The organism is Streptomyces sp. NPDC104309, assembly GCF_055584025.1.
The window spans coordinates 1-14,348 of the sequence record NZ_JBVJMV010000085.1 but is presented as its reverse complement, the minus strand read 5'-3'; the positions used below and the strand labels follow the sequence as shown (position 1 = coordinate 14,348).

The following is a 14,348-nucleotide window of genomic DNA, read 5'->3' as shown; positions in this document are numbered from 1 at the left end:
GCCGACCAGGCAACGGCCGAACGAACGAACCTGAAACCCCGTCAACCCGCCCTGACCAGCTGATCAGCACCTCCCGCACGCCGGGGGAACCTCAGACCCCGTACCGCTGTGGTGGCCGGAGCCCCGGCCTGTAACCTCGAGTCCGGGCGGCTGCACATATCCGTCCTGGTCCTGGGCCGCAATGGTCGATTCGCCGCCCACTACGACAAGCAGCACCACACGCCAAGCGAGCGCGCCGCCGGCTTCAGCCCCGGCACCAGCGGGTGCACTCTCACCGTCGATGACTGGCGTCTTGGACTCGGCATCTGCTGGGACTCTGGCTACCCCGAGCACGCCCGCGCCGCCGCCCTCGGCGGCTGCCACACGTATCTGGTCGGCGCGATGTTCGGCCGGGCGCCGTTGCCCACCAGCGTGCCACGGTCTTCCCGACACGGGCCCTGGACAACACCAGTTACGTCCCCCTCGCCAACCACAGCGGGCCCAGCGGCCCGTACCACGGATGTGGCGGCAGTGCCGTCTGGAACCCGGACGGCACCTTGCTCGTCAACGCGGGCACTGCCGACCCCGGTCTGGCCACCGCCTATCTCGATCCGCAGGTCCTGGCGAGGTCCCGGGCCGAGGCACCGGTACTGGTCGACCTCACTCAACGCCCCGATACACCCCCGCAGCGGTATCACCGTCGCCTGAGACCGCCGAAGCGGGAACCTGTACGACTGCACGGTCCAGGCCCCGGCCACCGCGGTAGTCCGCGTCGCCCTTCCGCAGCGGCTACCTCGACGTCAGGGCGCCGACAATGTGTGATCCCGACGGGAAACTGACGGTCCCTCATGGCCCGTGACCCACTCATCGCGATCGGTCGCCACCCTGATGCCTGCGATAGCTGCGCGCCCGGTTACCTTGACCGCCGCCGAGCGGCACCGGCTCAAGAAATCGGCATACGGTCACAAGACGCCTCACCAGGCCAGAGTCAGGGCCCAGATCGTGTTGCCCGCACCAAGCCCGGAGAAGTTTCGTCCAGTTCGTCGCGGCCCCTGCTGGCCGAAATAAATCAATGTGATGCACGACACAGTTGACCATCATGCTTGATCAACACATGATCCACACAGTTTCTTTTAAAGAAAAACTAAGGGGATGGGTGGGGCGTGTTTACTCAGGGACGGGGGCACAGCTGGCGTCAGGCGGTGCGAAGTTGGGCCGTAGCCGTCGCACTTCTAGGGAGTGCGATTCCGGTGGTCGGGGTCGGAGCGACTCCGGCAACAGCCCATGACGGAGCGGCCTCGACAGCGGTCGACGGGACTCCTGAGTCGAAAGCCAGTGTTCTCGCGGGGGAGACCGGTGAGCGAGTGGCCGTGGACGGGGCGACTACCGAATCGTCCCAGGTCTTCGCCAACTCGGACGGCACCTTCACGCAGGAAATGAACGCGGCTCCGGTCCGTGCCCGGAGGGACGACGGTACCTGGGCACCCATCGACACCACCCTCGTTCGCGAGATCAACGGCTCTGTGCGGGCGAAGAACACGACAGCTGGTCTCACCTTCTCCGGCGGCGGCAGCGGGGATGGACTGGTCACGCTGAAGGATGAGGGACACGAGCTGCGGCTCGGCTGGCCCACTGAGCTCCCGGAGCCCCGACTCGACGGCGACACCGTCACGTACGCCGGAGTCCTCCCGGACGTCGATCTGCAACTGACTGCGCTGAGCTCCGGCTACACCTCGGTGCTCGTGGTCAAGACCGCGGAGGCTGCAAAGAATCCGGCGCTCGCGACGATCAGGATGACCGTCTCCGGCAATGGCCTGGACATCGCCCCGACGGCCGACGGCGGTTTCGTCGCGCGCGACGGCGACGGCACCCCGGTCTTCGAGAGCCCGGCAGGGCGGATGTGGGACTCGGCCGGTGACACCCCGGCAGCGGGCATCACCACGCAACTCGACCGCACCGTTTCAGCAGAGCCGGAGGGCGAATCGCAGGCGACGGAGGCGGGCCCGTTGCCTGCCGCCGGGGGTGAGCCTGGGCCTTCGGAGGGCCCCGGCAGCGGTGACGCGGCGGCCGAGCTCCCGCTCAAGCTCGTCGGCACCACCCTGGAGATCACCCCTGATCCGGCCCTGCTCCGCGGCGAGGACACCGTCTTCCCGCTCTACATCGATCCGCCGACCAAGGGCATCGCGCTGGGCGACTGGACGGCCCTGGCCTCCAACGGCACCAAGTACTGGGAGTTCGACGGGGACAAGGGCGTGGGCCACTGCTCCAACTACGCCGGCTACCTCTGCTCCAACAGCCCGTACACCCAGCGCATGTACTTCGAGTACCCGCTCTCGTCGATCCACGGCAAGAAGATCCTGGACGCGACGCTGGAGGTGTATCAGCTGTGGACGTTCACCTGTGATCCGCACTGGTACGACCTGAGCCACGTCAACAAGGGCATCTCCTCCAGCACCACCTGGTCGACCCGCCCCGCCGCGGACGACCTGATGGGCGACCGGAACGTGGCCTACGGCCGGGGCAGCCTGTGCAACCCGTCGCAGCCGGCGAACTGGGTACGCTTCAGCGACAACGTGGGCGAGGAGACGAACGAAAACCTGACGACGACCCTCGCGTCCCACGCTGCCAACAAGTCGGCGCAGATCACCTTCTCGCTGACCGCACACGACGAGTCCGACGCCGCCGCCTGGGCGCGGTTCCGCAACGACGCGAAGCTGTCGGTGACCTACGTCTCCTACCCGGACAAGCCGACCTCGTACGGCGTCCAGCAGGGCACCACCGGGCGGGCCTGCAACGCCTCCACTCTGCCCTTCGCCACCAGCGACACCACACCGAAGATGCTGGCCACGGTGCAGTCGGCGGACGGCTCCAACGCCCAAGTCCGCGCCCTGTTCGAGGTGTGGAAGGCCGACGGCTCCAGCCGCGCCTGGTACGCGGCCTCGCCGGACGGCGCCTGGGTTGCCGACAACGCCCCCCGCGACGCGACCTCCAGCGCGCTGCCGGCACAGACGGACTACCGGATGCGGGTCAAGACGCAGGCGTACTACAAGACGGACCGGGGCGCTACCGGAGTCCTGGACTCGGCCTGGTCGTCCTGGTGCTACTTCCGGGTCGACACCGATTCGCCGCCCCCTCCGGTGGTGACCAGCGCGGACGGCGTCTACAAGCCGGCCGAGACCGATCCGGCCGCCGGCGGGGTAGGCACGTCCGGCAAGTTCACCTTCACCCCCGCGGACACCAACCCCACCACGGCCGGCATCCAGTCGGACGTCGTCAGCTACAAGTGGAAGCTGAACAGCGGCGTGGTCTCGGCCCCGATCGCCGTCGCCAAGGGCGCGGCCACCACTCAGACGATCACGCCGAACCAGGCCGGCGAGAACACCATCCAGGTCTGGGGCTACGACGCGGCCGCACACAGCTCGCTCACCGGCTACTATAGCTTCCTCGTGAAGGGCGCCGAGAAGCCCTCGGGAATCTGGCACCTGGACAACGCCCTCACCGACGCCACCACCGCCACCCAGCACCCGCTGACCTCCTCAGGGGCCACCTGGGACACCCTGGCCCGCAGCGGCTCCGGCGCGGCGAAGCTCAACGGCACGAGCGCCTACCTCTCCACCCCCGGCGCGGTACTGGACACCACCAAGTCCTTCACCGTCTCGGCCTGGGCCCGCCTGGAGAAGAAAGACGTCAACTACACCGTTCTGTCCCAGGCAGGAACGAACGCCTCCGGGTTCCAGCTGTACTACTCCACGGCCGCCAACGCCTGGGTCTTCAACCGGCACCAAACGGACGTCTCAGGTCCGGCGATCACTCGCTCAATCGGAACGAAACCGCCGGTTCTGAACGCCTGGACCCATCTCGCCGGTGTCTACAACGCGGCGTTGCAGACGATCCAGCTCTACGTCAACGGCGTCCCGCAGGGCGAGCCGGTGCCGTTCACGGTGACCCCGTGGAAGGCGTCCGGCGGACTGCAGGTCGGCCGCCTGTGGGCCTCGGCAACCGGCAAGGAGAACTTCGCCGGCGCCATCGACGAGGTCAAGGTCTGGTCTCGCACGCTAGCGGACGCCGAGGTCGCCCATGACGCCTGGCTGGAGGACGAGGACATCAGCGACGGCACCGCCGGTGACCCGGTCCCGGCGCTCGTCGCCAAGTGGGACGCCACCGACATGGCCAACGCCGCTGGCACCACGGTGAAGGACACCAGCGGCTTCGGCCGGAACCTGACACTCAATGGGGCCGCGCTCACCAAGTTCACCACCGGAGACCCGGATATTGGCGAAGAGGTCACGACCACGCAGTCGATGACCCTGAACGGCACCAGCGCCTATGCCACCGCCGCCGGCCCGCTCCTCGACGACTCCGGGTCGTTCACCGCGACCGCCTGGGTGACGCTGGACCCGGCCAAGCTCGCCGACACCACCAAGTCCTATGCGGTGCAGGTGTTCGGCCAGTCGGGGACGAGTCAGTCCTCTTGGGGTGTCTGGTACGAACAGCCGGCCGGAAGCACCCAGGGACGGTGGACGTTCGGCCGTCCCGACAAGGACGGCACCGGAGCCGCCTGGACCGAGAGTGAATCCACCGCATTCACCACCGCTCAGCTGGGAGTGCCCGTCATGCTGACAGTCGTCCACGACGCCCAAACCGCAGCCGACCCCGAGGACACCTCCAAACTCGGCGCGCTCAAGCTGTACATCGACAGCGCCCTGATGGGCGACGAGGACGGCGTGCCGTACTCCACTTCCTGGCAGGGCGGCGGAACGTTCGAGATCGGCCGGGCGAAGCTCAACGGCGCCGCCGCGCGCTACTTCCCCGGAAAGATTGACAGCGTCCGCGTCTGGGCCGGAGCCACCTCCACCGGCGTGATTGCCGACCGGCGCAACGCCGAGCAGCGGTAGCAGCGAGGGCGGGGCAGGACGGGGCTGATTCCCCGCCCTGCCCCGCCCTGTCTCCTCGTGGGCGAAGCGCTCCGCTTCCGCTCTAGTCCCTCTCCGACAACCGGGAAATCACCGTGTCTTCAACACCCTTCCGCAGACGTCTGCCAGGGGCGGTCATACGCCGCTGGCTGGGCCGTGGCGGACTCGTCCTCTCCCTCTCCCTGCTTCCGCAGGTCATCGTTCCCTCGGGCTACGACTTCGCCGCCCAGGCCCAGTCCCCGGCGCACCACGAGCTGGAGAACCGGCCCGACGCGAAGATCGACAAGGTCGGCGTGCTCAAGCTCGGCACGTCCAAGGCGCCGAAGGACAAGGCCGCCCCCGCCGTCACGCAGACCCGTGAGCGGCTGAAGCACGCCGCCTGGCCGAAGGCCGGGAAGGCCACCGCCGATGTCCCGGCGACCGGCGGGACCTCCGTCACCGTCGGCGGGCTCGGCGTCAAGCTGGCCCAGGTGCCGGCCGCCCCGGCGGCCAAGGCCGCGAAGAAGAAGGCCGTGGCCTCCGGCCCGGCCGAACGGGTGGCGATCGGCGTCCAGACCCGGTCGGCCGCGCAGAAGGCGGGCGTCAACGGCGTCCTGCTCACCGTCGCACCGGCGGCAGCTGCGTCCGGCAAGGGTGACACCGACAAGCTCCGGGTCTCCCTGAGCTACTCCTCCTTCAAGGACGTCTACGGCGGCAACTTCGGCCCCCGGCTACGCCTGGTCATGCTGCCGGTGTGTGCGCTGACCACTCCGCAGAAGAAGTCCTGCCGCACCCAGACCCCGGTGCCGGGCGCGGACAACGATGCCGCGTCCCAGACCGTGACAGGCGCCGTCACCACCCACACCTCGATGCTGCTCGCGGCGTCGACCGACGGTTCGGGCAGTGGAGGCGGCAGCGACTACAGCGCCACGCCGCTGTCCCCGACCGCGACCTGGGAGGCCGGCGGCAGCACGGGTGACTTCACCTGGAACTACCCGCTGCGGGTTCCCCCGGCGACCGCCGGCCCGTCGCCGAACCTGTCGATCTCCTACGACTCCGCCTCGGTGGACGGCCGCACGGCCGGGGAGAACAACCAGACCTCGGTCATCGGCGAAGGCTTCTCGATGACCGAGTCCTACATCGAGCGCACCTACGGCTCCTGCAAGGACGACGGCCACTCCGGCAAGGGCGACCTGTGCTGGAAGTACGCCAACGCCACCCTGGTCCTCAACGGCAAGGCCGTGGAACTCGTCAACACCTGCGCCGACAAGACGGCCTGCGACTCCGCCGCCCTCTCGGAGGCGTCCGGCGGCTCGTGGAAAGTGAAGAACGAGGACGGCACGCGCGTCGAGCACCTCACCGGCGCGACCGGCAATGGTGACAACAACACGGAGTACTGGAAGGTGACCGGCCCGGACGGCGTCCAGTACTTCTTCGGCAAGCACCGGCTGCACGGCTGGAGCGACAAGGGCACCAGCGACACCGCCGACGACGACCCGGTCACCAACTCGGTCTGGACCGTGCCGGTGTTCGGCGACGACTCCGGCGAGCCCTGCTACAAGTCCAGCGGTTACGCCGACTCCTCCTGCGCCCAGGCGTGGCGCTGGAACCTCGACTACGTCGAGGACACCCACGGCAACGCCTCCACCTACTGGTACAGCAAGGAAACGAACTACTACTCCAAGAACGCCGACACCACCGTCGACGGCACCGGCTACACCCGCGGCGGCTACCTCAACCGCATCGACTACGGCCTGCGCAGCGACCTGATCTACTCCAAGCCCGCCGCCCAGCAGGTCCGCTTCACCTACGCCGAGCGCTGCGTCACCTCGGGCGGCTGCTCCAGCCTGACGAAGGACACCAAGGCCAACTGGCCCGACGTGCCCTACGACATGATCTGCGCGGCCAGCACCAAGTGCACCACCCAGATCGGCCCGTCCTTCTTCACCCGCAAGCGCCTCACCGACATCACCACCTCGGTGTGGACCGGCACCGGCACCACCCAGCGGGACGTGGACACCTGGCACCTGGAGCAGAGCTTCCCCGACACCGGCGACGCCTCCTCGGCGAGCCTGTGGCTGAAGTCCATCCAGAACACCGGCAAGGCCAACACCACCGCGGCCGCCATGCCGCCGGTCGTCTTTGGCGGCATTCAGCTGTCCAACCACGTCGAGGGCAGCGGCCCGGACACCCTGCGCTACATCAAGTGGCGCGTGCGCACCATCAAGTCCGAGACCGGCTCGACCCTCACCGCCAACTACTCCGACCCCGACTGCGTGTGGCGCAGCAGCATGCCCGCGGACATCGACAGGAACACCCGCCTCTGCTTCCCGGTCAAGTGGTCCCAGTCCGGTGCGACCCCGGTCACCGACTGGTTCCACAAGTACGTGGTCACCTCCGTCTTCCAGGACGACCCCTACGGCCACGGCGACACCGGCGAGAAGTACTACGACTACCAGGGCGGCGCCGGTTGGGCCTATGCCGACGACGAGGGCCTGACCAAGCCGTCCAACCGCACCTGGTCGCAGTGGCGCGGCTTCGGCAAGGTCGTGGAGACCTCCGGTGACTCCGAGGGCCCGCGCAGCAAGAAGCTGACGCTCTACATGCGCGGCCTGAACGGTGAGAAGGAACTCGACGGCACCGCCCGGGTGGAGAAGGTCACCGACTCCACCGGCACCGCCATCGACGACTCCCGCCAGTACGCCGGTTTCGTCCGCGAGACCGTCATCTACAACGACGCCGCCGAAGTCAGCGGCACCATCAACACCCCCTGGTCCCACAAAACCGGCAGCCACACCTACGACTGGGGCACCACCGAGGCGTGGATCGTCCAACCCGGGGAGGTGAGCACCCGCACCACGACTTCCGGCGGCTCCCGTACGGTCCGGCAGAAGACCACGTACGACACCACGTACGGCATGCCGCTCACCCTGGAGGACAGCGGCGACGCCACCAAGAGCGGCGACGAGAGCTGCACGCGCAAGACCTACGCCCGCAACACCTCGGACTGGCTGATCTCCCTCGCCTCCCGCATCGAGACCTACAGCGTCCCCTGCGCAAGCACCCCGTCGGTCCCCGGGAATGTGGTCTCCGACGTCACCACGGCCTACGACCAGCAGGCCGTCGGCGTGGCGCCCACCAAGGGCGACCCCACCGCCTCCTACCGGGTGGCGCGCTACGACGCCGACAAGAAGCCCGTCTACCAGAAGGTCTCCGCCTCCACCTACGACAAGCTGGGCCGCGCACTCACCTCGACCAACGCCCTGAACCGCACGGTCAGGACGACGTACGTGCCCGACGACACCGGCTACGGCCCGCTGACGTCGAGGACCACCACCGACCCCAAGCTCTACACCACCACCACCGAGATGGACCCCGCCTGGGGCACGGCCACCAAGACCACCGACGCCAACGGCAACGTCACCGAATGGACCCTTGACGCGCTCGGGCGGCTGCGGTCGGTGTGGAAGCCGGACCGCTCCCGCGCGCTCGACGACGCCGCAAGCATCGTCTACACGTACAGCGTCAACAATGACAAGGAGACCTGGGTCCGCACCGAGGCCCTCAAGGCCGACGGGAAGACCTACAACAGCTCGTACGAGATCTTCGACGGCCTGCTGCGGTCCCGGCAGAAGCAGGTCCCCGCGCCGGACGGCGGACGGGTGATCTCCGAGACGCTCTACGACGACCGTGGCCTCGCCTACCTCACCAACGAGCAGGTCCACGACAACAACGCGCCCTCGGGTACCCTGGCCAACACCTTCCCCGGCTCCGTTCCCGCCTCCACCGAGACGGTCTTCGACGCCGCCGGGCGCACCACCGCGTCGGTCTTCCGGGTCTACGACCAGGAGAAGTGGCGCACCAGGACAGAGCAGCAGGGCGACCGCACCGCCGTCACCGCCGCCGCGGGCGGCACCGGCACGCTGACCCTCACCGACGCCCAGGGCCGCGTCACCGAGCGCCGTGAGTACGCCGGTCCTGTTCCGAGCGGCAGCGACTACACCCGCACTCTCTTCGCCTACACCCCCGGCAGCCAAATCGGCAGGATGACCGGCCCGGACGGGGCGGTGTGGTCGTACGGCTACGACCTGCGCGGACGCCAGGAGTGGGCGACCGACCCCGACAAGGGCCGCACCGACACCACGTACAACGACGCCGACCAGCCGGTGACGGTCACCACCACCCTCAGCGGCGCCTCGCGCACCCTGATCACCGACTACGACGAGCTCGGCCGCAAGACCGGCACCTGGGACGGTGTGAAGGACGACGCGCACCAACTGACCAAGTTCACCTACGACTCCCTCGCCAAGGGACAGCCGACCGCCTCAATCCGGTACGTCGGCGGCACCGCCGGCAAGATCTACTCGCAGGTCGTCACCGGCTACGACGCCCTCGGCCGCGCCAAGGGCACCAAGACGGTCCTCGCCGCCAGTGACTCCCTGGTCGTGGCCGGTGCGCCGCAGACGTTCACCCAGTCCACGGTCTACAACATCGACGGCACCGTCCAGTCCGCCTCGATGCCGAAGCTCGCCGGTCTGCCCGCCGAGACCGTCACCAACAAATACAACGGCCTCGGCATGCTCACCGGCACCGACGGCATGACCGACTACGTCCAGAACATTGGCTACTCGCCGTACGGGGACATCGAGGAGACCCGCCTCGGCACCTCCACCGACGCCAAGCAGCTCCAGGTCCTCAACCGCTACGAGGACGGCACGCGCCGCCTCGCCGGTACCCACACGGTCGACCAGACCAACGCCGGGTACCCCAGCGACGTCGACTACGCCTACGACGCGAGCGGCAACGTCAAGTCGGTCACCGACAAGGCGAACGGCAAGGACACCCAGTGCTTCGCCTACGACGGCTACCGGCGGCTGACCGAGGCGTGGACGCCCTCCTCCAACGACTGCGCCACCACCCGCTCGGCGGGCGCACTGAGCGGCCCGGCCCCGTACTGGACAAGCTGGACCTACAAGCCCGGCGGCCTGCGCGACACCCAGACCGAGCACAGGACCACGGGTGACAGCCGGACCACCTACGCCTACCCACCCGTCAACGCCTCCGGCACCGGCCAGCCGCACACCCTGACCTCGTACAGCGTCAACGGCGGCACCGCCAAGGCCATGGAGTACGACGAGCGCGGCGGCACCACCAAGCGCTACGGCCCCAGCGGCACCGCAGAGAGCCTCACCTGGGACATCGAAGGAGAACTCACCCGCCTCACCGAAGGCACCAAGACCACCGACTACCTCTACGACGCCAACGGGGAACTCCTGATCCGCCGCGACCAGGGCACGACCGTCCTCTACCTGGCCGGTCAGGAACTCCGCTACGACAGCGCCACCAAGAAGTTCACCGCCGAGCGCTACTACGCGGCCGGTGACGTCACGGCGGTGCGCACCGAGTCCGGCCTGAGCTGGATGATCGACGACCACCACGGAACGGCCTCGATGGCCGTCGACGCCGTCACCCAGGCCGTCACCCGTCGCTACACGAAGCCCTTCGGCGAGTCCCGCGGTGCGGCACCGTCCGCCTGGCCCGACGACAAGGGCTTCCTCGGCAAGACCGCCGACGCGAGCACCGGCCTCGTCCACGTCGGGGCCCGCGAGTACGACCCGGTCACCGGACGCTTCCTCTCCGTGGACCCCGTCCTCGCCCCCGACGACCACGAGTCCCTCAACGGCTACGCCTATGCCAACAACACCCCCGTCACCAAGTCCGACCCGAGTGGCGAACGCCCGATCACGGGCTGCGAGAGCGGGTGCAGCGACGGCAAGGGCGGCTCCTACCGGGACTACATGACGATGGGCCCCAACGGTACCTGGGTCTACCACTCCACGAAGACCTACACGGTGCCCGTGCCAAACCTCGGCGGCTTCAGCGGCTCCAGCGGCTCCAGCGGTGGGGTCATCACCATCACCGTCAAGAACGACGGCGGGAAGGTCTCCACCAAGGCCACCTTCAAGAAGGGCCCCGAGCCCAAGCCCGACCTGAAGAAGGGGGAGGACCTGTTCTCCGAGATGGAGAGCTACATGTACGACGAACTGACCCGCAACGCCCGGTCCGACGACGTGAAGGCGATCCAAGGCCTGCTGCGCCCGCGGGCCTGGTACGACGGCCTGGCCGGACGCAACCAGGGGAGCGACGCGACCGCGGCCCTGGCCATGTGGACCGCCAAGGTCTGTCCCAAGGTCTGCGAGTGGGACCACAAGCCCAAGCTCGACAAGAAGTTCAACCTCGCCAAGGAGGGCTACTTCATCGACGTTCCGGGCACCGACTACAAGGTCTTCTACGACATGTGGTCGAACGTCCACTACGGCTACGTCGGCCGGGCCGCCGGCTTCGACTCCAAGACGCTCATCGAAGGGGCCTCGGTTGCCGATCCCGTCCTCGTCGGACAGGACGACCCGGGAGACCACATGACGATGCAGGCCGGAGTCGACCTCTTCGACCACCACGGCCTCGACCTGACCAGGGAACAATTCCACGCCGCGGTGATCGACACGATCGGGCAGATGTACGCGAAGGGAGTGGACCAGGTGAAGAAGAAATAGCCCGGACCCTCCCAGCCGGGGACCGGCCCGTCCGTCAAGGGACGGGCCGGTCTCCGCTGGTCAGGGCTCGCGGAGCGGGTGGATACAGTGACGAGCGGTGCGGCTCCGGTGCTTTCCGGAGCGGACGACGAACGGAGGGGCGTATGGGGAACCGACGGCTGCATGGATGTCTCGGCACGGTGGTGGGGCTGGCTCTCGCGGTGCTCGCGGCCATGCTTCTGGGCAGGGCGTGGAACGCCTGCGACACGGGAGTGAACAACGCGGCCAACAGCAACTTCCTGCTCTTGCTCTTCATTCCGGGCCTCTGGGCAGTCCTGCTGCTGGGCTGGGTGGCGGTGGGCGCCCTCCTTGGGAACCGTCCCCTTCTCCACGCCCTCGCCCTCGTGGTGACGCTCCTCGCCGTTTCCTGGTGCGCCCTCTCGCTCTTCTGGAGCGGCACCACCTACGACTGCCCCAGCGGTGTACCCCCGTGGTGGCCGGGCTTCCTCCCGGCCCCGGGGTTCTGAGGCGCGCGACAGCCTGCGGATGCACGCGGGCGGCGGCGATGTCGTCCTCGACGGCCGGGCCGTACCGTGAGCGTGCCCTACCCCGGGCGGCTGCCTGTGTCCGCAGGACCCCGGTGGCCGGTAACCGGCGGCCACCGGGGCTTGCGCGGTCGCTGCGGGGGCCCGTACGGCACCAGCAGGAACTCCTTGCGGTCGCCGCTCAGCCCCTCGTGCTTTCCGAGGACCGGGTCGAAGTCCTTCCGAGCCCGTGCCGTCTCGTCCCCGTGCGGTAGCGGGTGCAGCACGGCCATGAAGCGCGACTTACCGGAACCGAACAAACCGTGCAGATACGCGGCCTTCGAGGTTGGGTGCAGATCCAATGAGGGTTCTGGCGATCAAGCCGCTGGTATGAGCGTGTCGCGGTATCGGGCCTGGTGGTTGCGCGTGAACTCCTGTGTTTCGTGCCAGGACCAGTAGGTGTCGAAGTCGCCGTTGCTGTGCAGGGCACGGAGTTTCAGGACGGCTTCGGCGCCGGAGAGGCCCCAGCGGGCGCCGGTGATGTCGAGGCGGTCTTTGACCAGGTGGCGGCACGCCCCCTCGATGATCCCGGTGGCGATCGGGAAGCCTTCGGTCAGCGCGGTGTCGTAACGCAGGTAGGCGGCCTTGTTCTTCAGGTAGCCGACGGCGTCGTCGATACCCTTGCGTGAGCCAGGCCTGAGCCCGACGGCGTCGGCGGCGGCGCTGATCGAGGCCGCGGCCTGCTCGGAGCCTCCGGCCAGGATGGTACGGGCCTGTCCGGCGACCCAGGCCTCGGCCGCGCGGTCGCCGGCCGGGTGCAGGCAGTGCGCGGCGCCCCACAGGTATTCGAGCACGTGGATGATGTCGATGACGATGTGCACGGTGACGTTCCGGCGTCCGGCCTCGGCTCGGATGAGGTCGAGCTGGTGCCGGGCGCCGTCGACCAGCACGACCCAGGTCCGGCGGTGGGCGGGGTCGCGGGCTTCGGCCTGGTCGAATACCGCGGCGATGACTTGTTCGGCGGTGTCGTTCACCGAGCCGCACAGCCACTTGGACCTGGCTCTCGGTCCCGGGCGACACTCCTTCGCGGGGTCGGCGGGGTCGGCGATGATGTCGTCGACGCCGCGGACGGCGGGCTCGGCGTCGTAGACGGTGCCCAGGGTGGCCATCCGCTTGCGGCTGTTCTTCTCCCCGGGCGCGAGCCTGGTCGCCATCTTGTTGCCGCTCTTGGCCGCGGCGGCCTTCGCCGTGGCCTCGCGCAGCGCCTCGGGCCTCATCACCACGCCCTTGCCGTCGGCGGACAGCACCAGCAGCGTGGCATCGGTGCACGGCTCGGGCACCAGGGCCTGGTAGAACACGTCGATGCCGGCCGCAGCGGCCACGGCGAGCTCCTGGACCTGCCGGTGGCCGATCCCGGCGCCGGTCATCGCGTTGACACGGTCGACCGCCTCGGCGAAGGAACCGCGGGCGGACTCGGTGGCGGCGAGCCTGGCCAGCCCATGACTGTGCATCCCGGCGGGCATGTTCAGCGCGGCGTCGGCCAGATGCAGATCCGCCGAGCCCGTGGCCCGGTAGGCGATCCGGGTCGCGGTGACCTTCCCGAACACCGTGGCCAGGATCCGGGCACGGCCCCGCTCGATCCGGGTGCGTTCAACCCCGGTCTCATCGACCACCCGCCCGGCCCGCCGCTCGCGCACCGCTCGCAGATCCAGATGGTCCTGGAACAGCTGCCGGGTCACCTCGCGCATCCGCGCCGCGAGCAGGTCCTCCAGCCCTGAATGCGTCAACGCGGCGGCGTCCGGCGACGTCAGATCCGTGGCGACCTGCTCGAACAGGCCGCGGGAAGCAGCGAACGCGGCCTCGGCCACCGCCAGACCGCCGGCCTCCAGGACGGCGCTCACCAGCCCAACTGCCGTCCGTCCACCCTGAACAGCCCCGGCGCGGTCTCCGCTAGGATCCCCCGCTCCACCAGGCGCTTCAGCTTCGAGCGCATGCCCTCCACATGACGCGCCTCGCTTTCCAGCCCCAGCTCCATGCACACGTCCTTGCACCGCCATGCCGACCCCGACGTCGCGAACAGCGCGATGATCCGCTGGTAATCCGGCGACATCACCGTCACATCGCCCACGGCCTCGGCGGCCAACAGCGCCGCGGCCACATCGACCGGCCCGGACGCCGCCGGCACGGCCGCATCACGCATGGCCACCGGACCATCGGCCAGCACCTGCTTCACCGTCTCCCGCGTGATCTGCAACCGGGACAGCTCGGCTTCCGCCTGGGACACCGCTTCGGAAAGCTCTGCGATCTGCTTGCGCAACTCCGCGACCTTAGTGGTCGGCTCCGGAAATCCTTCGGGGGTTGACTCAGTGTCAGGCACAGGCGGCGTCGAGGAGCGTTTCGGCTGCGGCGGTGCGGGCGTA

At 68.7% G+C, this 14,348-nt stretch carries 5 protein-coding genes and 2 pseudogenes; 4 read left to right on the top strand and 3 right to left on the bottom strand.

Annotation, left to right across the window (positions count from 1 at the left end; all coding sequences use genetic code 11):
- The first annotated feature begins 108 nt into the window (after positions 1-108).
- From ACZ68L_RS45035 to ACZ68L_RS45020, 4 genes and pseudogenes are all read left to right on the top strand, one after another.
- Positions 109-818 (top strand): annotated as a pseudogene (locus tag ACZ68L_RS45035) (carbon-nitrogen hydrolase family protein).
- A 525-nt stretch (positions 819-1,343) separates the two neighbouring features.
- Complete coding sequence (locus ACZ68L_RS45030; RefSeq protein WP_469590348.1) at positions 1,344-4,874, top strand: LamG domain-containing protein; 3,531 nt, start codon at positions 1,344-1,346, stop codon at positions 4,872-4,874.
- Between the two features lie 113 nt (positions 4,875-4,987).
- Positions 4,988-11,425: an RHS repeat-associated core domain-containing protein gene (locus ACZ68L_RS45025; protein WP_469590346.1), complete on the top strand. Its 6,438-nt coding sequence runs from the start codon at positions 4,988-4,990 to the stop codon at positions 11,423-11,425.
- 143 nt (positions 11,426-11,568) lie between these two features.
- The gene (locus ACZ68L_RS45020) at positions 11,569-11,931 is read left to right on the top strand and encodes a hypothetical protein (RefSeq protein WP_469590344.1); all 363 of its coding nucleotides are present in this window, start codon (positions 11,569-11,571) and stop codon (positions 11,929-11,931) included.
- Between the two features lie 164 nt (positions 11,932-12,095).
- Here ACZ68L_RS45020 and ACZ68L_RS45015 read toward each other — a convergent pair.
- The 3 genes and pseudogenes from ACZ68L_RS45015 to ACZ68L_RS45005 form a co-directional block, all read right to left on the bottom strand.
- A pseudogene (locus tag ACZ68L_RS45015) lies at positions 12,096-12,293 on the bottom strand (hypothetical protein); the annotation flags it as partial.
- Between the two features lie 12 nt (positions 12,294-12,305).
- Positions 12,306-13,802 carry an ISKra4 family transposase gene (locus tag ACZ68L_RS45010; RefSeq protein ID WP_469590351.1) on the bottom strand — a complete coding sequence of 499 codons (1,497 nt, stop codon included), beginning with the start codon at positions 13,800-13,802 and terminating at the stop codon, positions 12,306-12,308.
- A 23-nt stretch (positions 13,803-13,825) separates the two neighbouring features.
- On the bottom strand, positions 13,826-14,348 hold a 523-nt coding region (locus ACZ68L_RS45005; RefSeq protein ID WP_469590341.1), incomplete at its 5' end, for a hypothetical protein.

Bases quoted from the DNA above. Each gene is read 5' to 3' on its own strand.
- ACZ68L_RS45020 (WP_469590344.1), top strand. From the start codon at position 11,569: ATGGGGAACCGACGGCTGCATGGATGTCTCGGCACGGTGGTGGGGCTG.